Annotated in this window: 17 protein-coding genes and 2 pseudogenes; 12 read left to right on the top strand and 7 right to left on the bottom strand. The window is 59.8% G+C overall.

The genetic code is table 11. From position 1 onward, the window contains the following. Positions 1-120 precede the first annotated feature (120 nt). A complete protein-coding gene (locus P9230_RS29795; protein ID WP_278121504.1) occupies positions 121-942 on the top strand; it encodes a helix-turn-helix transcriptional regulator in 822 nt (273 codons plus the stop codon). A 99-nt stretch (positions 943-1,041) separates the two neighbouring features. Here P9230_RS29795 and hisN read toward each other — a convergent pair whose 3' ends face one another. Both hisN and P9230_RS29805 read right to left on the bottom strand, forming a co-directional pair. Next, the gene (gene hisN / locus P9230_RS29800; RefSeq protein WP_067330584.1) at positions 1,042-1,830 is read right to left on the bottom strand and encodes a histidinol-phosphatase; all 789 of its coding nucleotides are present in this window, start codon (positions 1,828-1,830) and stop codon (positions 1,042-1,044) included. A 29-nt stretch (positions 1,831-1,859) separates the two neighbouring features. Next, positions 1,860-3,044, bottom strand: coding sequence for a Gfo/Idh/MocA family oxidoreductase (locus P9230_RS29805; protein WP_278121506.1), 1,185 nt, complete (start codon positions 3,042-3,044; stop codon positions 1,860-1,862). A gap of 451 nt (positions 3,045-3,495) precedes the next feature. On the opposite strand from P9230_RS29805, the gene P9230_RS29810 reads away from it, so the two are divergent. Further along, complete coding sequence (locus P9230_RS29810; RefSeq protein ID WP_278121508.1) at positions 3,496-4,344, top strand: DeoR/GlpR family DNA-binding transcription regulator; 849 nt, start codon at positions 3,496-3,498, stop codon at positions 4,342-4,344. Positions 4,345-4,408: 64 nt separating this feature from the next. On the opposite strand, the gene P9230_RS29815 is transcribed toward P9230_RS29810, so the two are convergent. Continuing rightward, positions 4,409-5,293, bottom strand: a complete 885-nt coding sequence (locus tag P9230_RS29815) for a sugar phosphate isomerase/epimerase family protein (protein ID WP_278121510.1) — start codon at positions 5,291-5,293, stop codon at positions 4,409-4,411. 487 nt (positions 5,294-5,780) lie between these two features. Here P9230_RS29815 and P9230_RS29820 point away from each other — a divergent pair, with 487 nt between their 5' ends. The 8 genes from P9230_RS29820 (at position 5,781) to P9230_RS29855 (ending at position 16,277) form a co-directional block, all read left to right on the top strand. After that, positions 5,781-7,583 (top strand): thiamine pyrophosphate-binding protein, encoded by a 1,803-nt coding sequence (locus tag P9230_RS29820; RefSeq protein WP_095826381.1) that lies wholly within the window; start codon positions 5,781-5,783, stop codon positions 7,581-7,583. Between the two features lie 101 nt (positions 7,584-7,684). Further along, positions 7,685-8,995, top strand: coding sequence for a histidinol dehydrogenase (gene hisD / locus P9230_RS29825; RefSeq protein ID WP_095832827.1), 1,311 nt, complete (start codon positions 7,685-7,687; stop codon positions 8,993-8,995). 81 nt (positions 8,996-9,076) lie between these two features. Further along, entirely contained in the window at positions 9,077-10,327 is a 1,251-nt protein-coding gene (locus tag P9230_RS29830; protein WP_127213911.1) for an ABC transporter substrate-binding protein, read from the top strand. Between the two features lie 86 nt (positions 10,328-10,413). Then, complete coding sequence (locus P9230_RS29835) at positions 10,414-11,298, top strand: sugar ABC transporter permease (protein WP_095799992.1); 885 nt, start codon at positions 10,414-10,416, stop codon at positions 11,296-11,298. After that, positions 11,288-12,166: a carbohydrate ABC transporter permease gene (locus tag P9230_RS29840; RefSeq protein WP_278086719.1), complete on the top strand. Its 879-nt coding sequence runs from the start codon at positions 11,288-11,290 to the stop codon at positions 12,164-12,166. The genes P9230_RS29835 and P9230_RS29840 overlap by 11 nt, the downstream gene beginning before the upstream one ends. Positions 12,167-12,170: 4 nt before the next feature. After that, positions 12,171-13,271, top strand: coding sequence for a sn-glycerol-3-phosphate ABC transporter ATP-binding protein UgpC (gene ugpC, locus P9230_RS29845; protein WP_278121512.1), 1,101 nt, complete (start codon positions 12,171-12,173; stop codon positions 13,269-13,271). A 9-nt stretch (positions 13,272-13,280) separates the two neighbouring features. Further along, positions 13,281-14,777: a GMC family oxidoreductase gene (locus tag P9230_RS29850; RefSeq protein ID WP_127323591.1), complete on the top strand. Its 1,497-nt coding sequence runs from the start codon at positions 13,281-13,283 to the stop codon at positions 14,775-14,777. 84 nt (positions 14,778-14,861) lie between these two features. Beyond that, positions 14,862-16,277, top strand: a complete 1,416-nt coding sequence (locus tag P9230_RS29855; protein ID WP_278121513.1) for an aspartate ammonia-lyase — start codon at positions 14,862-14,864, stop codon at positions 16,275-16,277. A 134-nt stretch (positions 16,278-16,411) separates the two neighbouring features. On the opposite strand, the pseudogene P9230_RS29860 reads toward P9230_RS29855, so the two are convergent. Next, positions 16,412-16,612, bottom strand: a pseudogene (locus tag P9230_RS29860) (dehydrogenase); the annotation flags it as partial. Positions 16,613-16,651: 39 nt separating this feature from the next. Next, positions 16,652-16,894, bottom strand: a pseudogene (locus P9230_RS29865) (transketolase C-terminal domain-containing protein); the annotation flags it as partial. Positions 16,895-17,390: 496 nt separating this feature from the next. On the opposite strand from P9230_RS29865, the gene P9230_RS29870 reads away from it, so the two are divergent. After that, positions 17,391-17,654 (top strand): hypothetical protein, encoded by a 264-nt coding sequence (locus P9230_RS29870; protein ID WP_095802875.1) that lies wholly within the window; start codon positions 17,391-17,393, stop codon positions 17,652-17,654. Positions 17,655-17,766: 112 nt separating this feature from the next. Here the strand turns inward: P9230_RS29870 and P9230_RS29875 are convergent, their stop codons facing one another. Next, positions 17,767-18,627, bottom strand: coding sequence for a hypothetical protein (locus P9230_RS29875; protein WP_095802886.1), 861 nt, complete (start codon positions 18,625-18,627; stop codon positions 17,767-17,769). A 243-nt stretch (positions 18,628-18,870) separates the two neighbouring features. On the opposite strand from P9230_RS29875, the gene P9230_RS29880 reads away from it, so the two are divergent. Next, positions 18,871-19,599 carry a glycosyltransferase family 25 protein gene (locus tag P9230_RS29880; RefSeq protein ID WP_278121516.1) on the top strand — a complete coding sequence of 243 codons (729 nt, stop codon included), beginning with the start codon at positions 18,871-18,873 and terminating at the stop codon, positions 19,597-19,599. Between the two features lie 59 nt (positions 19,600-19,658). Here P9230_RS29880 and P9230_RS29885 read toward each other — a convergent pair whose 3' ends face one another. Then, positions 19,659-20,735 (bottom strand): glycosyltransferase, encoded by a 1,077-nt coding sequence (locus P9230_RS29885; protein ID WP_278121518.1) that lies wholly within the window; start codon positions 20,733-20,735, stop codon positions 19,659-19,661. Between the last annotated feature and the right edge of the window lie 38 nt (positions 20,736-20,773).

Consider the following 20,773-nt stretch of genomic DNA (forward strand, 5'->3'; position numbering starts at 1 on the left):
CTGATCTGGCCCCAAGTATGGGCGCATTCGCCTCTGGCAGCCAACTTCGCATCTCGTTGAAGTCTGCATTAAACTGACGTACAGATAGCGTCTGTTCGCGTCATAGGGGAGGCGATCGAGGTGAACCACATCGCGGGGGATACCGCCGCGCTCGCGGCAAATTTGAGGACCTTGTGCGATCGCCACGGGTCTGTCGCCGCTGTTTGTCGCAAATTAAACGTCAATCGGCAACAATTTAACAAATATCTCTCTGGCGCCCATGTGCCGTCCAGCGCCAATCTGCGCACGATCGCTAACTTCTTCGGATTGAGCGTTCCGATCCTCTTCTCCGACCCCGAGGAGTTCAGGACGCTGATTGACGGCAACTTTTTTCATGCGATGTCAACGGCGCGCCATCTGCCGGAGTTTGTCAACTTCCTCTCGAATATTGTCTTCGACGGTAGTGTGCAGGATTCGGAGATCCTGGGTGTCTATGACCGGTATCAGTTTTCCTCGATCTATAAAGGTTTCATTCTGAAATCGGCATTCTGCCTATATAGGAATAACAATTTTCTCCAGCATTACTATATCGAGCGGTTCCCGAGCTTCGATAGACCGGGAAGAACCGAATATGTCTTCAAGTACTATGGGTTCAGCTTCCCAGTTGCGGACCGGCTATTTACGGCGGATTTCGAAGGCATCCAGAGCAATGAGCTCACCTTCGGTGTCTATGCCCAGGTCAAGCGAAATGCGAAACGCTTCATGTTCGGCATCGCCAGCGGCATTGCAGCCAATGCCTTCCGACAACCCTATGCGACTAAGGTCGCCCTTCACTACAAGGGGCCAGGCTTGCTCCAACGCAGTCACCTCAAGGAACTTACCGTGATTGACAGGAGCGACCCAGGCATCCCGAGGGAAGTGCTGCAATATCTGGGCGATGGTTCGGACATGATCCAGATGTGAAATGCGATCCGACTAAGAGCATTACCCATCCGCCCTATATTCGGCTTTGACGAACCCGACTTTCACGCTACCCGGTCAATCGCTTGAATGTCTTGCAGTTTAGGTGTTCAGGACGAGTTCATTCAGTGCCAACCGATGCAGCGACGGCGTCGCGGCGGCAAGGACGGGGCCTCCTTCCTCAGCTCGGCCGCCGTCGAGACGAGTGATCACACCACCTGCCTTCTCAATGATCGGGATCAGCGCGACGATGTCGTAGGGCTGCAGGGAAGGTTCAACCGCCAGATCGATCCGGCCCGCCGCTAGCATGGCGAAGGCATAACATTCCCCACCGTACCGGGTCATCTTGACCGCGCTGTTCAGCCGCTCGAAGCCAGCTTTGAGATCGCCGTGAAAATGTTCGGGGGAGTTGGTGTGGAGAATGGCGTCGGAGAGGGTGTCGATGCCACGCGTCCTGAGTGGCTGGGGCTCACCGGCGCGCTGGCGCCATGAGCCTGTCGCGTCCGCCCAGAACCGTTCGCCGATATAGGGCTGGCTGAGCATCCCCATCTCGGCGCGCCCGCGAACCGTCAGACCGATGAGCGTTCCCCAAACGGGGATGCCGCAGATAAAAGGTCGGGTTCCGTCCACGGGATCAAGCACCCAACGCCAGTCGCCGCCGCCCGTCTCGCCGAATTCCTCGCCAAGTACAGCGTGATCCGGGAACTCCGCCATTATGGCGGCACGCAACGCGATTTCTGCTTCTCGATCAGCCTCGGTCACCGGATCGAATCTATATCCGGGCTTCGGCTTGGTATCGACGGCAAGGTCGACCATATAGCGGGGCAGCGTCTCGGCATCCGCCAAATCAGCGAGACGGTGCAAGAATGATGAGTCCGGTAGCTTTGACATGTGTCACCTTGGCAAAGATCGATAGAAGATCATTGGCTCGTCTGCTCGGAGCCGGGGAAGGCAACCCACGATTTGGAAGCTGAAGAACTGACGCTGATCTCGGAAAGCAGAACGCCCCGCAGCCCTTCGTAAACGTCTGCGATTGGCACCGGGAGCGCACCTCGCCAGTTTCGGCCGGCTTCAAGCGCAGTCGCATAATCGCTGTATAGAACGGCGAGTGCCTCGAGGTAGCCTTCAGGAGAGCCCGCCGGCAGACTGGTCGCAAGTTGCGCGTCCGAGGACATGTCGCCGTGGCCGCGACGATAGGTAAGGTCGCCTTCGGCGAGGCGGGACACAGTGAGTGTCTCCGGTGCCTCCTGCCGCCACTCGAGGGTGGCCTTCGAGCCGACGATCTTTAAACGCAGGCCGTTGCGGTGGCCCGGAGCGGCAAGAGAGGACCACAAGAGGCCGTTGGCGCCGCCCTCGAATTCCAACTGGATCACGTCAGTGTCGTCTAGCCCGAAGGAGTCAACGGTTCGCATCAAATTGGCGTTGAGTGCGGTGCACCGGAGTCCGGAAACAAATTCGAGGATGTTGAAGGCGTGGGTTCCGATATCCCCCAGCGCGCCCGTCGGTCCCGCCTTTGCCGGGTCGCCGCGCCATACCCCGCCCTTGCCCAACTTCGAGGGGTCGTTGACCAACCATTCCAGCAAGTACTCTACATGCATGAAGCGTACCTGCCCGATTTCGCCCGCGCGGATGCGAGCGCGGGCGTCTCGGACCATTGGATACCCTGTATAGGTGTATGTTACAGCGAAGAACGTCTCGTTTGCGGCAGCGATCCGCTGGAGCTCGCGTGCCTCTTCTGAGGAGTGGACCAGTGGCTTTTCGCAGATGACGGGAATCCCCGCTTCGAGAAACAATTTGCATGGCTCGAAATGGAGATGGTTGGGCGTAACGATAATCGCGACTTCGATGGCATCATCGCGCGCCGCTTCCGCCGCTGCCATGTCGCCGAAGCTGAAGTAGGTGCGGTCCCAAGCCACTCCTAGGGCCTGCCCGGCTTCAATGCAGGCGTGACGGTCAGACGAGAACGCACCTGCCACCAGTTCGAAACGATTGGTTAGCCGCATGGCAGTTCGATGCCGGCTTGCAAAAAAGGAACCTCGCCCTCCTCCAACCATACCCGCGCGAAAGCGAGGTTTGCGGGGGATGTCATTTGTCAGAAGGTTCATAAATATCCTTGCGCATTCGGCCCAGCTCTGGACCGGTCGGGAGACCGGTGCCGCACTCGCTCAATCCGACAGCCGGCTGCGCTGCGGAACGATTGGACGCATCCTTCCACTCGCTCAATCGAGCGACAAGTTCGCACGGCGCCAATGAGTGACGCACAGTGATGCGATCGGTGAGGTCGTCCGATCCGCCAGAAAATGGGAGTCGAGATCTCCCTCACCATCACCGCAATGGCGGAATGGAATCGCGGCAAGGACGCCGGGCGTCACTGAGAAGTCAACGCGCGTTCTGACCATTTGCCCGCAGGCAGAACCCAGCAACGCGCCAGACCGAAGCGGTTGAGACCCCGTCGTAGCTGCTTGAAGTCTACTTCCATAGCGCGTCGGCAGGATTGGCTAGCGGCGTGCCGCAGGGGGTGCTCTAGTCGTAGACCAGGCGCGATGCCGGTCCACGATGACATTGCAGCGCGAGGCTCTTGGGATTTATATCCGCTGGCCTGAACCAAAGAAAGTCGCACATCATCGTCTCAAGGATGTTCGAATGATGCTTGCAGAGGAACGCCAGGTGATCATTCGCGACAGACTGTCGGAGCATGGCAAGGTCCTGGCCAACGCGCTGGCTCTTGAATTTCGTGTCTCTGAAGACACTGTGCGCCGCGATCTACGCGATCTTGCCAGAGCCGGACTTTGCCGCAGGGTCTATGGCGGAGCGCTGGCAAGGGCATCGGAGGCCAAGACCGGGCCCGAGCGGTCGAGGTCCTCGACCATGGATCTCGCACCGCTGGCTGCTGCCGGAGCGAAACTCGTACAATCCGGCGCAACGATCATGATGCACCATGGAGCCCTCAGTGTTGCCTTCGCCGGCGCCTTACCCCGCGACATGTCTTTAACGATTGTGACGAATTCCCTACTTGTCGCGACTGCGCTGGAAGGGCATCGTCAAGTGAGCGTCGTTCTTTTGGGCGGCTTGTACGACCAGGACAAGGGATGCTCTGTTGGAACTACCGCCCTTTCGCAATTGGAGCAGTTCAACGCCGACATGTTCTTTGTCGCCGATTGCGCGGTCCATGCTTCCGTCGGATTGACCGCCTTTGACCTTCCCGACGCCGAAATCAAGCGCGTTATGTGCCGCCGAAGCGCCGCGAGAGTAGTTGTCGCTACGGCCGAGAGCATCGCGAAAACCGCCCCCTTTCAGGTTTCGGGACCTGACGCGATCGACCATATGCTCGCTGGGCGCCAGCTTGATGCCGAGACCCTCGAACCGTTTCGACGCCAAGGCACAGTTATCCACCGAATAGCCTGAGGACTGCGACAAAATCTTTCGCAAGCCGTCGGTCCGATGTTGCCGGATGACGGATCGCTCAAGACTAGGAGCCGACAAGATCCTGCATCAGGATTTTCAACTCGCGCGCCACATCGTAGCTGTCCATCTGGTGCTGCTTTTTGCAGAACAACTCGCAACTCCACCAGCTGTCGTAGCCGGTGGATTTCACTGCAGCCACCCACTCTCTCAGGTTCAATACGCCCTTGCCGGTTTCGACGTCGCGAAGAACAGGCTCGTTAGGGATGCTACCGCTGAACGCAAGAGAGTCACAAATGTGAACTCCGTAGATGAGGTCTTTGTCCAATTGCGAAATGCGTTCCGGGCCGTCGCCGGAGGTGTAACAGTGCCAGAAATCGACGACGACGCGTATGTTGTCGCGTGCCGCTTTCCTTATGGTCAGAAGCTGCCTGTCAATCGTATTGAGTGGGGTCCAGGACAGCGCCTCATGGTAGATGACCAGGTTGCGTTGAGCAGCGAGGTCGGCGACGGCTGCCAGCCCGGACGCCGTGATGTCGATCTGCTCCTCGATCGGCAGCCCGACGACGCCTCGGTAAAGATCCGGGTGCCTCTTGCTGGCCTCGGGATCGAGAGCCGCGAGACTGATTGGACCGGTGATGACCTGAATGCCCTTCGCTCCAACCGAGACGGCGAGTTCTATCAACTCTTCCGCGTCCTTCAGCAATGCTTTGCGGGCATTGCCGTGGCGCTCCACATCGAGAAGAAATCCGATGCCTGGAATGAACATGTCATCGATCAAGCGGCGCAGCTCCTGGAAAGTGAACCCGGCATCCAGAAAAGCGCGGACCTTGGCCCCAGAGGCTTCCAGTCCGTCGAAGCCGAGCTCGCGCGCAATATCCACATCTAGGGCCAGCGTGCCGTGTCGCGCCACGAGAGCATGCAGAATTAGCTGGTTGCGCTTCGTCGTCATTGCTGTGCCCGTCGCTTGACTACCGGATTATGTCCAATGCCAGGTCCCTGCCGGATCACGATGTGGCATAGAGCCTCGCTGGCTCTGCGGCGCCAGGCCGATAACCACTCTGATTGCTCATGGCTTTCACCATCGCGAGCCGATTACCCGCGCAATCAAGACATATCGCATGCCGAGGGGGAACTGCGCGGCAGCCCGAATTCGTGCGCGACCTAAGGTTCCGGTCGCGTCACATTGCGCCAAATTTCGCTGCTAAGGGGGCAAAATGGCTTCCGATTAAAAACGAGCCCGCTATGCGGCTGAGTTCGCAGCCCACGGGAACCGACCGATCCCATATGTCGCAATGCTTCTTTCTCAGCGCGTCACATCGCGTCTATTAAAGCTACCCTGCGAACTTGTCGCGCAGCCACAGATGACTGCTTACTAGGCGCATGGACGAGGAGCATATCCACAATCGCCTCGCCAACAAAGACAAGAGGGTCGAACAATGAAACTGACCGGCGGGCAGATCGTCGCGAAAGCGCTCAAGGAATATGGCGTCGAATACGTGGCTGGTGTTCCCGGCCATGGCATCTGGTCTCTGTTCGATGCCTTCCTGGAGGAAGGCTCGCAATTGCCCTTCATCCAGGTGATGCACGAACAAAGCGCCGTTCACATGGCGGACGGTTATTTCCGTGCAAGCGGCCGGCCAATGGCATGTTCAACATCGGTCGGGCCAGGTGCGACCAACACAATTATTGGCCTCGCCACAGCCTATTGCGATTCCACCTCGCTGTTCTACGTCTCCGGCTCGCCACAGACCTACATGCACGGCCATGGCACCATGCAGGAGATCGAGCGCCAACAGGACAATGCTTTCCCCCGCATCACCGAGCAGGTGACAAAACGGGCATGGCAAGCCCAGTCCGTGCAGGTCCTGCCGAGCATTATGCATCGCGCCTTCAACGCCATGCTCACCGGCCGCCCGGGTCCCGTGCATGTCGAGGTGCCGATGGACGTTCAGGTCGAAGCGGCCGATGTCACCATTCATCCGCTGGAAAAGCGCCTTCCCATTGGCGTGGCCTATCCCGATCCGAGCGCGATCGAGGCCGCGGTCAAGGTCCTGTTGAGTGCCGAACGCCCGGTCATCGTCGCCGGTGGCGGTGCGATCACGGCCAACGCCTCGAGCGAACTGACGCGTCTGGCCGAGCGCGTCGGCGCCGCCGTTTCGATCACCTGGAACGGCAAGGGCGCCATCTCGGAAGATCACGAGCTCTTCATTGGAGCAGTCGGCCAGACCGGCACGACCTGCGGCAACAAGATCACTGCTTCCGCAGATGTGGTCGTTTCGGTCGGCTGCCGCTTCACCGACTGGTCGGCATCTTCCTACGCCAAGGGCGTCTCGTTCTCGATCCCTCCAGGTAAGCTGATCCATATTGACCTCGACCCGCGCGAGATCGGCAAGACCTATCCGACCGAGGTGGGGATCGTATCAGACGCAAAGGTGGCCTTGGAGGCGATCCTGGCCCTCATCTCGGAGGGCGATGCTAAGAAGGCTCTGGGCAAACGCGAGCAGTTCCTGGCCGACGTTCAGAAGGCCAAGGCGGACTGGATCGCTCAGGTGTCGCCGCGCGAAAACAGCCGCGAAACGCCTTTCACCTCCCAGCGCCCGCTGGTCGCTTTGCGCAAGGTACTCGATCGCAACGGTATTGTGGTTGTCGGTTCGGGCAATACCCAGGGCTCGGTGAAGCAAAGCTTCCCTGTCTACGAGCCTCGCACCCACCTGACCTCGGGCTCCTATTCGCCAATGGGCTGGGCGGTGCCGGCGGCGTTGGGGGCAAAGCTCGCATGCCCGGACCGCCAAGTCGTGGCGATCGTTGGCGACGGTGACTTCATGATGTCGCTGCCCGAAATGGGTACTGCCGCGATGAACGGCATCAATGTGGTCTTCCTCGTGCTGAACAATTCGGGATATATGTCGATCCGAGGCGGTCAGCGCAAGTTCATGGGCCGTCACATTGCTTCCGAATTCAACCATCACTCGGGCAATGGTCAGCCTTATTCGGCCGATATCACGGCTTCGGCGCGCGCGTTCGGGCTCGAGGCCTGGAAAGTCGAGAAGGATGAAGATCTCGAAAGCAGCCTGAAGGCAGCCTTGGAATGCGGCGGGCCCGCTCTCGTCGAAGTCATCGTGTCGCGTGACGCTGCGGGGCCGTTCGCCACCGGCTGGTGGGATTTCCCGTCGCCAGCCTACTACGAAAAAGAGCAGGCTGCTTACGCCCAGATGCGTGCACGCGAACAGCACCTCTAGCAAAATTGACGCGAGGGTTGGTCATGCGCCGCCCTCGCATTTCGCCATCCACCACATTGATGATGCGGCGCGCAAGCGCCCGCAAACCAAGAGTTGTTGCCATGATACGCACGGTCAAGCCCGCCAAAGGCAGTGTCGCAGACGATGGCCAGCCCGCAGTCACCGCGACGGTCCAGGCATTGCTGGCGCAAGTCGAGAAAGGGGGCGACGCGGCAGTGCGCGAATTGTCCATCCGCTTCGACAAGTTCGACCGCGACAGCTATCGCCTGACCAAGGCTGAGATTGACGGATGCATCAACGCGTTGAGCAAACGCGAGCGCGAGGATCTCGATTTCGCCCAGGACCAGATACGCAAATTCGCCGAAGCCCAGCGGGCCACACTTCGCGATCTGGAGATCGAGACGCTACCAGGCGTAATTTTGGGGCATAAGAACATACCGATCCAGAATGTCGGATGTTATGTACCGGGCGGCAAATATCCGCTGCTTGCCTCTGCTCACATGACGGTCTTGACCGCTCGCGTGGCAGGCTGCGAACGCGTCATCACTTGCGCTCCGCCGTTTCGAGGCAAGATCGCCGACAAGATCGTCGCCGCCCAGGCCCTTGCGGGCGCGGACGAAATCTATTGCCTTGGTGGTGTCCAGGCGATCGCGGCCATGGCCTATGGCACTGAGACGATCGCTCCCGTGGATATCCTGGCCGGCCCCGGCAATGCCTACGTCGCCGAAGCGAAACGGCTGCTGTTCGGCGAAGTTGGCATCGATCTGTTCGCCGGTCCGACCGAGACCTTGGTGATTGCTGACGACAGTGTCGACGGTGAGATCGTGGCGACCGACCTGCTTGGGCAGGCGGAGCACGGCGTCAACTCTCCCGCCGTTCTGATCACCAATTCTGAGAAACTTGCCCGCGATACCCTCGATGAGATCGAGCGTTTGCTCAAAATCCTGCCGACTGCGGCTGTCGCCGGCAAAGCCTGGGAAGACTACGGCGAGATCATCCTGTGCGACACGCTGGATGAGATGGTGGCGGAAGCGGATCGCATTGCCTCCGAGCACGTGCAGGTCATGACACGTGATCCGGACTATTTCCTTGAGAGGATGAAGAACTATGGCGCTCTGTTTCTGGGCGCTCGCACCAACGTCTCTTTCGGCGACAAGGTGATTGGAACCAACCACACGCTGCCTACGAACAAGGCAGCCCGATATACAGGCGGTCTGTGGGTCGGCAAGTTCCTTAAAACCTGCACCTACCAGCGGATCGAGACCGATGAGGCGTCCGCCTTGGTCGGCCAGTACAGCTCGCGCCTCTGCATCATGGAAGGTTTCGCCGGCCACGCCGAGCAGTCCAACATCCGCGTCCGCCGCTATGGCCGGCGCAACGTTCCATACGCATCGGCAGCCGAACCGCTCTGATGCGCAACACGCCCCGGCACGCGCCCGACAGGATCGAGCCGGATCATCAAGCCATCAACGCATGCAACAAGGGGAACTACAATGAAGCTCACCACCATCCTAGCTGCCTCGATCGCCTTCATGCCGGTCGCGGCAATGGCCGAAAGCAAGGGCAAGGTCGAAGGCATTCATCACTGGGTGTCCGAAAGCGAGGTCAAAGCGCTCAAGGTCATCACCGATAAGCTGGCCTCCAAGGGTTACACCTGGGAAGATAGCGCGGTCGGCGGTCTGAGCGGCGCCAACGCGCTGCAGGCACTGCGCACGCGTCTTGCCGCCGGGAACCCCCCGGCAACGATGCAGTTCCTTGGTTATGAAGGGCTCGACTGGGGCAAGCAGGGCGTCCTGCGCTCTCTCAACGATCTCTACACCAAGAACGGCTGGGACAAGGCGCTCGCCCCGCAGCTGCTTGCCTTCGTCAAAAACGGAGACGACTTCATTTCCGTCCCGATCAACATGCACAGGCAGAACTGGCTTTGGGCGAACAAGGCCGTTTTTGACAAGGCCGGCGTCAAGGAACCGAAGTCTTGGGATGAGCTGATCGCCGACGGAGACAAGCTCCGGGCCGCCGGTGTGGTCCCGCTCGCCATGGGTGACGAGAGCTGGCAGATCCTCGAGGTCTTCGAGGCAATCCTTGTCGACGTGAACGGGCCCGAATTCTACAAGAAGGCAGTCATCGACCTGGACGAGGGCGCTCTTTCGAGCCCCGAAATGATCGCGACGTTCGACAAGCTTAGGAAGGTCCGCGGACTTGTCGATGACGGCTTCACCGGGCGTGATTGGGCCGTCGCAACGGGCATGGTCGCGGATGGCAAAGCCGCCATGCAGGTCATGGGCGACTGGGCCAAGGGCGAGTTCCTTGCCAAGGGCCTCAAGCCCGGCGTCGATTTCCTCTGCTTCCCAACGCCGACCGACAAGCCCAACTTCAAGTTCGTGATCGACGCATTTGGCATGTTCAAGGTCGATGATGCCGTGACCACAGCAGGCCAGGACGCCTGGGCAGAATCGATCATGGATCCCGAGGTGCAGAAGCAATTCAACCTGATCAAGGGTTCGATCCCGGCTCGCTCCGACGTTCCGGTCGACAGTTTCGATGACTGCGCGAAGCGTAGCTATGCTGACCGCGAGGCGGCGGTGAAGAACGGCGCGATGCTCGGCGGCCTCACGGAAGGCTTTGCTGCCCAGCCTCAATTCGCCGGCGTCTTCACCGACGTCGTCGGCAAATTCTTCGTCACCGACATGTCGTCCAAGGATGCTGTTCAGGCCCTGGTCGACGGGATCAACAACGCCCGCTAGTCCAGGCCACCAAAGCCCTGCCGGCAATCGTGCCGGCGGGGACACCGTCCGCAACGATGCTCGCAATAGCGAGGTTGGTCAGTCCCATGTCGCTCAAAAACAAATTGGACCTATGGCTGCCGCGGCTCGTCCTGTCGCCCAGCCTGCTGGCCGTTCTGATTGCCGTCTATCTCTTCATAGTCTGGACGGCCTGGATCTCGCTATCTTCGTCCCAGATGGTCCCGAAGTTCGACTTCGTCGGGCTCGAGCAATATGTCCGTTTGTGGTCGACCCCGCGCTGGCACACTGCAGTCGCCAATCTCTTCATCTTTACGGCGTTGTTCCTGGCGATCACCATCGCGCTGGGCTTGTTCCTCGCGATTCTGCTCGACCAGAAGGTGAGGGCGGAGGGCTTCCTGCGAGCCGTCTACCTCTATCCCATGGCCTTGTCATTCATTGTCACGGGCACAGCCTGGAAATGGATCCTGAACCCGGACCTCGGCCTGCAGAAGGTCGTCAACGAGCTCGGCTGGACCGGTTTTGTCTTCGACTGGATCACACAACCAAGCTTTGCAATCTACTGCGTGGTGATCGCAGCGGTCTGGCAATCGACGGGGTTCGCGATGGCCATTTTCCTGGCCGGGCTGCGAGCGATCGATACTTCCATCATCAAGGCCGCGCAGATCGAGGGAGCCAGCCTGCCGCGAATCTACCTCAGCGTCATCGTGCCGATGCTGCGCCCGGCATTCCTGAGCGTCATCGTCCTCCTGAGCTATATCTCGATCAAGAGCTTCGACCTGGTTCTGGCCCTCACAAATGCCGGGCCTGGCAGCGCCACCGAAATGCCCTCGACCTTCATGTTCGCCGCGACGTTCAGGCGCAACCAGATGGGCGTAGGTGCCGCCAGCGCCATCATGATGCTGATGACGGTCGCAGCCATCATCGTTCCCTACCTCTATTCGGAATTGAGGGAGGACCGCAATGCGCACTGAAGCACGCTCGGCGCGTCGTTCACACCAGATCGGTCGCCTGTTCATCTATGGCTCGCTGATCGCGCTCGCCGCCTTCTACCTGATGCCGCTTTGGGTGATGATCGTCACCTCGCTCAAGTCGCTGGATGAAATCTATGGCGGCTCCTTCATCGGGGTGCCTCAGGCGATCACCTTCGAAGCTTGGAACAAGGCATGGCAGGAGGCCTGCATTGGCACGGCCTGCACGGGACTGCGGCCATACTTCATCAATTCCATCCTGATGGTCGTGCCCGCCGTCATCCTGTCCACGGGGATAGGCGCGATAAACGGCTATATCCTCACGAAGTGGCGTTTCGCCGGCGCGAACGCGACATTCGGATTGTTGCTGTTCGGCTGCTTCCTGCCGTTCCAGGCCGTTATCCTGCCCATGGCGCAGCTGCTTGGTCGCCTCCACCTTTCCGGCACCATTCCGGGTCTCGTGCTGGTTCACACCGTATACGGCATAAGCTTCACGACCCTGTTCTTCCGGAACTATTTCATCACGATCCCGGACGAACTGACCCGCGCGGCTCAAATCGACGGAGCTGGGTTCTTCCGGATCTTCTTTTCAGTGATGTTGCCGACCGCGCTTCCCATCATCGTGGTCTCTTGCATCTGGCAATTCACGCAGATCTGGAACGACTTTCTTTTCGGCGTGTCGTTCACCGCAGGGCAATCATCGCCGATCACCGTGGCGCTGAACAACATCGTCAACGTGACGATGGGGCGCAAGCAATACAATGTCGACATGGCGGCCGCCATGATTGCCGCCATCCCCACGCTTCTCGTCTACGTCGTCGCTGGACGCTACTTCGTGCGCGGTCTGACCGCCGGCGCCGTGAAAGGCTAGTGCTATGTCAACGCTTGAAATCGATCGGGCCCGCAAGCTCTACGGTGACCTCGAAGTCCTGAAGGAGGTCAGTATCTCCATCGGCACCGGCGACTTCCTGGTGCTGCTCGGCCCTTCGGGTTGCGGGAAGTCTACACTGCTCAACATGATCGCCGGCCTCGAGAACATCTCAGGTGGAGAAATCCGCATCGCCGGGAGGGTTGTCAACGACCTGTCGCCGAAAGATAGGGATATCGCCATGGTGTTCCAGTCCTACGCCCTGTACCCCACGATGACCGTGCGCCAGAACATCGAGTTCGGCATGAAGATCCGCGGCGTGCCGCAAGCCGAGCGGGACAAGGCGGTCAAGACGGCGGCCGACCTGCTCCAGATGACGCATCTTCTGGACAGGAAGCCCTCGCAACTCTCGGGAGGCCAGCGCCAGCGCGTGGCAATGGGGCGCGCGATCGTGCGCCAACCCAAGCTGTTCCTGTTCGACGAACCTTTATCCAACCTGGACGCCAAGTTGCGCGTCGACATGCGAACCGAGATCAAGCGTCTTCATGCACGATTGGGAACCACAATCGTATACGTCACGCATGACCAGATCGAAGCCATGACGCTCGCCACGCGCGTTGCCGTGATGAAGGACGGCGTGGTCCAGCACCTTGACGATCCGCAGTCGGTCTACGACCGGCCGGCGAACGTATACGTGGCCAAGTTCGTGGGCTCGCCCTCCATGAACATCGTTCCGGCGAGACTTGACGTGGAAGACGGTCGGCCAGTCGCGGTGATCGACGTCCCAGGTGGGGCGGCTGCCCGCCTCTCAGGCATCCCTTTGTCTTCACAAGCGGCAGCCAAATACGCTGGGCGCAGTATTCTGCTGGGCGTTCGTCCGGAGTTGTTCAGCGTCGCCGGCGCTCAAGCCGCGCAAGCGGTCACGGTAAACATCGACGTTGTCGAGCCTACGGGCCCCGATACGCTTGCTCTTTTCCAGGCAGGCGGGGTCGAAGTCACAGCTCGTGTGCCGCCAAGGGCCGTGGCAGCCCGCACTTCGGCGACCCTCGCGGTCGATACTGGCAAGATCGTGCTGTTCGATGCCGACAATGAGCAACGCATAGACTGAGGCATCGACGTGGATCAAACAGCTGATATCGTCATTATCGGGTCAGGCATAGGAGGCGCTTCCCTGGCCCATAGCCTGGCCGGCACCGGCAGGCGCATCGTGATTCTGGAACGTGGCGAGCACCTGCGCGACGCGCCCCAGGCGCGCGACGACCGGGCGATATTTCTCGAGGGCTTCTACCGTTCGACCGAAGAGTGGCTCGGCGACGATGGGCAGGCTTTCCTGCCCGGCAACTATTACTATGTTGGAGGCAATTCCAAATTCTTCGGCGCGGTGATGTACCGCTACAGGCTTGAGGATTTCTCGCCCCGCCCGCACATGGACGGCGCCTCGCCTGGATGGCCGATCACCTACGAGGAGCTCGAGCCCTGGTACGAGCGAGCCGAGGCGATTTTCAAGGTGCGGGGTGACCCCACGCAGGATCCCACCGAGCCGCCGCGCACCGGTCCTTACCGTTTTCCGCCGGTACCCGACGAGCCGGCCATAGCGGCCGTGCGCGCTCGCTTGAAAGAGGCGGGGATCCATCCAGCCAGCCTTCCCCTGGCTATCGACATCAATGAGTGGCTTCGCCGCGCAAAGACCGGTTGGGATGCGTTTCCCAACACGGGTTCCGGCAAGATCGACGCCGAAGTTGGACCGCTGACTGCCGCGTTGAACAGCAGCAACGTCAGTCTCGTGACCGGGGCCAGTGTCGTACGGCTGGAAACCGATCCGACGGGTCGCAAGGTGACTGCCGCGGTGTTTTTCAAGGATGGAGTTGAGCGGCGGATCAGCGCTGGCGTCTTCGCCGTTGCGGCTGGTGCGGTCCAAAGCGCGGCACTCTTGCTGCGGTCGGCGAATGCCGCGCATCCGCGCGGGCTGGCCAACGGCTCCGACCAACTCGGCCGCAACTTCATGAACCACAACACCACCGCCATGCTGGCGATCGATCCGCGGTCGGCCAATACGTCGGTCTACCAGAAGACCCTGGCATTCAACGACTTCTATAACGCCGATCCGGAAACAGGTTTCCCGCTTGGCAACGTGCAATTGCTTGGACATATCACGGGTAACATCCTCAAGGCGAACGCGCCCTTGCTGCCACGGTGGCTGGCGGGGCTGATAGCCCGCAATTGCTATGGCTGGTTCTTGACCAGCGAGGACCTGCCCAATCCAGAGAGCCGGGTCACGGTTCAGAATGGCCGCATCGTCATGCATTGGGTTCGCAGCAACATGGGAGCGCACGAGCTGCTGATCCGCAGGACGCGAGGTGTGATGCGAAGGGCGGGCTTCCCCATCGTTCTTACTCGAACCTTCGGCAGAAAGACGACTTCGCACCAGTGTGGCACTGCCAGGCTTGGAAGCGATCCGGAGACGTCGGTTGTGTCGCCTGATTGCCGTTCCCACGAAATTGCAAACCTCTATGTAACCGACGCTTCTGTGCTTCCGACATCCGCGGCCGTCAACCCGGCACTGACTATCGCGGCGCTCGCCATCAAGGCTGGCGCCGTCATCAGCCGGTCGTGAGGACCTCATCTTAGTATCCAGACTTGTGAATCTTGCACCTGTGTGGGTGACGCCCGAGGTCTTGGCTGAGCGGAGTTAGCAACCATGATTGCCGACCGTATCGAAACGGATCTGATCGGACCGCTCGCTGTACCGGGCCACGTGCTCTATGGCGTGCACACCCGTCGAGCAGAACAGAACTTCGATGTGTCCGGGCTGCGGCTGAAGGATTTTCCCGAGTTCATCCAGTCGATGGCGATGGTGAAAAAGGCTGCTTGTCTTGCAAACATGGAACTCGGACTGCTCTCGCCCGAAAAGGCCCAGGCTATCTCAGATGCGTGCGACGATATCATCGAACTGAAGGGGATCGAAGAAAACTTCCCGGTTGACATGATGCAGGGAGGGGCCGGTACGTCGACAAACATGAACGTCAACGAGGTTGTGACCAACCTGGCCCTGATCAAACTCGGCGCCAAAATTGGCGATTACGCAAGGCTGCACCCCAACGACGACGTAAACCTTTCCCAGTCGACAAACGATGTGTATCCGACCGCAATCCGTCTGACGGTTTTGCGGGCCTGCGACGGGCTCGTATCGGCACAAGTCAATTTGCGTGATGCGTTTCGCGCCAAGGCGCTCCAGCACGCGAATGAGCTCAAGGTTGGCCGAACTCAGCTTCAGGACGCGGTGCCCATGACAGTTGGGCAGGAGTTCGAAGCCTTTGCTGAACTCATCGACGAAGATATCGTCCAACTTCAGTCGGTCGCGAGATTGTTGTTGGAAATCAACCTTGGGGGCTCGGCGATCGGCACCTCGATTAACGTGCCCCGCGAGTTCCCAGGCATCGTTTGCGGTCATCTGTCGCGAATATCAGGCATTCAGCTTGTTGCTGCCCGTAATTTCATCGAGGCAACGTCGGACACCGGCGGCTTCGTTTCCTTTTCGGGCGTGCTGAAGCGCATCGCAGTCAAGCTGACCAAGATCTGCAACGATTTGCGCCTGCTTAGCAGTGGGCCGCTTGGCGGACTGGGCGAGATTCGATTGCCACCCGTGCAGGCCGGCTCTTCGATCATGCCGGGTAAAATCAATCCCGTCATTCCTGAGATGGTGAACCAACTCAGCTTCCAGGTGATTGGCAACGATCTTACCGTGACACTGGCCGCAAGCGCGGGCCAGCTTCAGTTGAATGCAATGGAGCCGGTGATCGTCTTGAACATCCTGCAATCCATGCGGTTGTTGACGAGAGGAATGCGGATTTTCAAAGAGCGCTGCGTGGACGGGATCGAAGTCGATTTTGATCGTTGCAGAGCGCTGCTTGATCAATCCCTCGTTCTGGCAACGCCCTTAGCAAAACTGATCGGCTACGGCAAAGCAGCCGAATTGTCCAAGCGCGCTTTGGCAGGGAAGAGGACCTTACGCCAAGTCGTTGAAGAAGCGGGGGTTCTGCTTCCCGACCAGGTTGAGCATATTTTTGGCAACAGCGCTGAGTTCGCTGGTCTCCCCGACGCCTCCCCGGCTTGAAGATTGGAAGACTGTCTCGGAAGTGATGACCGGGACATCCCGGTCGTCGGGCTTGGCGCAGCGGATGCCGTTCGCACAGCGCCAAATGGGTAAGGCGCCGCTCGCAAGAGACTGCTGGCCCTTACGTCAGCTGGTCAGGACCTGTCGTGGACGGCGATGACAGCCTTGATCAGCCCAGCCTTCTCGCGTGACCAGCGCGCAATGTCGTGAGGGCTCTTGGCCAGAGTGGTCCGGTGGGTCACGAGCCTGGTAATCGGTATTTCGCCGTCCCGGATCGATGCGGCGACCTGATCGAAATCGCTCCTGGTGGCGTTACGGCTGCCGATCACCGTCATCAAGAGCAGAGCCGAGATCGTGCCTCACTTACCCGTCCATTAGCGAATACGGCGCACGACCTCAGTTGTCGAGATGCCGTACCGATCGTGAAGTGTCGGCAGAGCACCGGCGTCCAAAAACTCGTCGGGAAGGGCGATCTGCCGAAAGGCGGGTGTCACGCCCTCGCGCATAAGCAATGCGGCGACACTTTCACCCAGTCCGCCTATGACGGTGTGGTTTTCCGCCACCACCACCAGCCGGCCAGCTTGGCGCGCGGCCGCAAGAATTCTCTCATTGTCCAGCTGAGATTGCCTCGGATAGTTTGTCGAACCCAGCCTTCTTCCCCGAAGCCCGTCGGCAGACAAGGCGGACCCGGTATTCCCTGGTCCGCCTTTTTGCGTCCTTCTAATGGCGAGTTCGCGGGTAAGGCTTACGTCTTCGTTTCGGGGGAGAAATGGAAAAGCGAAACGAACGGCGTACTGCGGCAGGAATCGGTGCAGAAAGGCCCACGCAAAGTCCCCACATCTTCGTCGGTCGCTCACTCCCCGGCGGGTGTACACGCTGGCGACCTTGTTTGACATCGCCACCCGCCGGACATCCGCTCGCCTTCCAACTCGGAATTCACCTAGGAACACGTCATCCTCCAAGCTTCGACCTGACGTTCCAGCGTCGTCCGTTACCGTGCTGCTCGAATGAGAAACTCGGTGCTGCGTCGAAATTGGTACAGATGGCGATACTTGCTCGATTGCTAAAATAGTGAAATTTTCGCCTCGAGTGCCTGGAAGCAGGATTGGGGAGATGTACTTTCCTCAGTTTCTGGTCGGAATGCTGATCACGTCGAGCGTAGTCGGAACCTGGGCCTATGAGGCCACGGGGTCCGTCTGGATGAGCATTGCCTGGAGCCTCCTAGCCGCGCTTCTGTTGCAGGTCGGCTATCTCGCGATTGTGTTCAGGCTTGTATATGGTCGGCGACACTCCGAGCCGAAGGCGAAGGAGACCGATCCGGACGCCGCCAAGCAACAATCCCTTCCACATCAGCCACGACATACGGACGGCCGCTGACCAACTGCCGGCTTGGGCGTTCTGGACCCTGTTTTGTTGGAAACCCGTAGCGTCCGCGCAGGCCCCCGTATGTGTCCGATCACAAGATTCCCGCCACATTGCCGAGCTTTGGTTAGCGTCGCTCCCGGGTAACATGCAACAATTGCTGGAGTCGGACCGGCAGGTGCGGCGAGGCGTGCAATTCGGTACAGCTCTTTTTCCATCGGCGGAGATATTCGGCGATTGGAACCCCGCTGCGGCCAGGCCAGCGGTTGAGCGCGCCCAGCGCCTCAACGCAATCGGGAACCTGTTCGTATTCTGCGAGAATAGTCGGGCACATTGCTTGCGCGAACGGATTGAGACCTGGAATTTCGATCTCGTTTCGGTGGTCGGCGAACCACGTCGCAGCATTTCGGGTTAGCCCCTGGCTGTCGGCGAGCGCGGTATAGCGTTTGATGACGTTCTCGCGATATTCGGCAATGGCATCGCCGAAAGCGTTGTCACCTGCGAAAGGCGGGTCCTGTTTCCAGTCTTTCGCTAGGCGTCCCAGGCCTCGCAGCGAGAAGGCCTCCACCATAGCTTCCTCCAGCCATTGGCAAGGCGGTGCCGGCTTCGCATCGGCCTGCCAGCTGTTGGCAAGCACATGGCCGAGTTCATGGCCGAACTGGTAGGCAAGCTTCGACCAGTCCCGTTCGCCGATGTCGACAATGATCCAGGCCATACTGCTGCCGTCGGGATGCAGCCAGATCGCCGGCTGTCCGGTGCCATGGCGGTCGACGCGGAGCCTTGCCGGCTGGCGATCAGACAGCAGTCGGATGCCGTCTAGGCAGACGCGCCGCGCCTTTTCAACGACCTGTTCTGCCGCTTGCGGGAGCATGCGGCCCCAATTGCCCGCGAGTTCGAGCGGGGCGGACAGAAGCGTCGCGGGTGTCTTATTCCGGGGGGATGGCATAGCTGCATAGCCCGGGTCCAGGATGGCCGAAAACTTTGCCATTGCGGTAGCCGATGCTGCCGCAACGATGATGCCAACCGCCAAATCTCGGCGCCTCATAGCCTCTCCAGTTGCCGGACGCAAATCCTCCAAAAGTTCGAATGCCTGGTCCAGGCCGTCTCGCCAGCTACCACCGATCCGGCTAGACTTGAAGTTCTCTCAAGTGGAGGCCGGGGCGCAAGCTGGTTCGCTCGATGCAAAGTGAGTGAATGGACGAACCATCGCCAAAATGGGGCTAAAAGCGTCATGTCGGAGATTTATGTAATCAATCTCGATCGAAGTGTCGGGCGGCTGGATAAATTTCGCAAGTTGAACTCGCACCTGCCGGAAGTCCGGAGGTTCTCCGGATTTGACGGAAAATCCATCGACCGCGACAAGCTGATAGAGCGTGGGGTTATCAGTTCGGATTTGGAGTATGCGCCTGGGAGTCTGGGCTGCGCCATCTCGCACGTGACGCTCTGGAGAGAGGCCGTCGGTCGGCACAAGGTGATAACGGTTGCCGAAGATGATGCGATCTTCTCTCGCGAGTTCGAACGACATACGAACGCGCTCTTGGCGAACATCCCGGCCGAGTGGGATTTCATCCTGTGGAGTGCAAGTCTGCGATGCTATGCCTGGCTAGATGCCCTTCCTGGCGGAACCGGTGCGAGGCTGGAGTTCTTTCCGGGCGAAGTCATGACGCATATTGCTGACTTCCAGGAGGCGGCAATCGAACCTGCTCTGCTTCGAGCGCGCTATCTGCTCGGCACGGTTTGTTACTCCGTCTCGCCACGTGGCGCGCGCGCGCTGTTGGAGTGGTGCCTTCCGATACGGCCGATGATCGTGGATTTTGCAGGCTTCGGCCTAAGGCTGAACAATGCAGGCATCGATTGCATCATGGCGGGCGTGATGCCCTCGCTCAAAGCCTATGTGTGCTTGCCGCCGCTTGTCATCAGTGACGAACGGCCGGAGGAATCGGTACGGATCAATACGTGAGCGAGAGGCTGGCGTTGACCGCAGTCGGCCAGTCCGTCCCGTCAGGCAACCGATAGCCTTCACCGAACACCTTCTTCGCCGAGCGGCGCTGCTCGATCTTCGTGCCGGCGCCGAATGAAGAAATCGAGGTTGTTCCTGAGACGCTCATTGCCCGGGTCAAGCTCGAGCGCCATCTGCCCCCATTCCACAGCACGGTCCATCGCATTCAGGTGCCATGAGGCGATGGCGCCCAGATCAAACAGCCGAAAGCCCCAGCAGTTCGGGTCATCGAGATAGCTTCCGGTGCGACGGGTGTTTTCGATTCCGTTGCTGCACGCCCAGAACAGATTCAACCAGTCGGCCCTGCCGTGGAGTTCCTCCGCAAGGTCGGCCCAGATCTCGCGCCGATGCGGCGCTTCCATTCGCGCTTTGTCCAACCACACCAATCTCTGGTCCGGCATCATGCGTGCGATGTAGCGCATCGCTTCTGACCGTTCCTCGCCCCAGGTGCTTGTCGGCAAGCCAAGGTAGCGCTCAAGCAATTGAACGGCCTCGTCGGGCCGGTTCGCCCACATCAGGTCCCGCCCGAGCCAGAAACACATCTGTGCGTCGTCGGGATCTTCCTTGTAGGCAACCTCCATCAGAGGCAGGTAGCTGCTCCTGGTTGGTTTGGCCAGGTCCTGCACCTCGAACATGACCAGGTCGTTGCTGGTCGTGACCACCTCCCTTTCTCCGGTGAAGACGAGGGCCTCATGGACGGGGCGCTTGAAGCGATATCCCCAGCGATGGTGAAAATTCTTGGTGGCCCATTGCCGCAACGGTCTGGGGTCGTCGACACTCGCTCTATAGATCGTCTGGCAATAGAGGGCTGTCGTTTCGGGTCTCCAGGCCGCCTCCAGCTTGGGGCGCCAGCCGGGCTCGAGGAAACGGTCCATGTCCATCGTGCAGCACACGTCGACGTCGGCGGGGATGAGTGCCAGCGCGGCATTTCGGGCGTCATCGAAGCGCCATGGGCGGACCGCGATCCGGTGCACGGTGACGCCGGCGTTGATCAGTCGGGATACCGTGTCGTCGGTGCTGCCGGTGTCGGCGACTATCCGATAGTCGGCGCCGACGGCCGAATTTGCCCACCTCTCGACATGTGCGGCTTCGTTCAACGCGATGGTGTAGACCGCTATCTTCAAGGAAGGGGTCC

The sequence above is a fragment of the Mesorhizobium sp. WSM4887 genome (assembly GCF_029625865.1).
Taxonomy (GTDB): domain Bacteria; phylum Pseudomonadota; class Alphaproteobacteria; order Rhizobiales; family Rhizobiaceae; genus Mesorhizobium.

Coding starts and splice junctions, on each gene's coding strand:
- hisD (WP_095832827.1), top strand. CDS start 7,685: ATGATACGCACGGTCAAGCCCGCCAAAGGCAGTGTCGCAGACGATGGC.
- P9230_RS29810 (WP_278121508.1), top strand. CDS start 3,496: ATGACATTGCAGCGCGAGGCTCTTGGGATTTATATCCGCTGGCCTGAA.
- P9230_RS29855 (WP_278121513.1), top strand. CDS start 14,862: ATGATTGCCGACCGTATCGAAACGGATCTGATCGGACCGCTCGCTGTA.
- P9230_RS29880 (WP_278121516.1), top strand. CDS start 18,871: ATGTCGGAGATTTATGTAATCAATCTCGATCGAAGTGTCGGGCGGCTG.
- P9230_RS29805 (WP_278121506.1), bottom strand. CDS start 3,044: ATGAACCTTCTGACAAATGACATCCCCCGCAAACCTCGCTTTCGCGCG.
- P9230_RS29815 (WP_278121510.1), bottom strand. CDS start 5,293: ATGACGACGAAGCGCAACCAGCTAATTCTGCATGCTCTCGTGGCGCGA.
- P9230_RS29840 (WP_278086719.1), top strand. CDS start 11,288: ATGCGCACTGAAGCACGCTCGGCGCGTCGTTCACACCAGATCGGTCGC.
- P9230_RS29835 (WP_095799992.1), top strand. CDS start 10,414: ATGTCGCTCAAAAACAAATTGGACCTATGGCTGCCGCGGCTCGTCCTG.
- P9230_RS29830 (WP_127213911.1), top strand. CDS start 9,077: ATGAAGCTCACCACCATCCTAGCTGCCTCGATCGCCTTCATGCCGGTC.
- P9230_RS29870 (WP_095802875.1), top strand. CDS start 17,391: ATGTACTTTCCTCAGTTTCTGGTCGGAATGCTGATCACGTCGAGCGTA.
- ugpC (WP_278121512.1), top strand. CDS start 12,171: ATGTCAACGCTTGAAATCGATCGGGCCCGCAAGCTCTACGGTGACCTC.
- hisN (WP_067330584.1), bottom strand. CDS start 1,830: ATGTCAAAGCTACCGGACTCATCATTCTTGCACCGTCTCGCTGATTTG.
- P9230_RS29875 (WP_095802886.1), bottom strand. CDS start 18,627: ATGGCAAAGTTTTCGGCCATCCTGGACCCGGGCTATGCAGCTATGCCA.
- P9230_RS29820 (WP_095826381.1), top strand. CDS start 5,781: ATGAAACTGACCGGCGGGCAGATCGTCGCGAAAGCGCTCAAGGAATAT.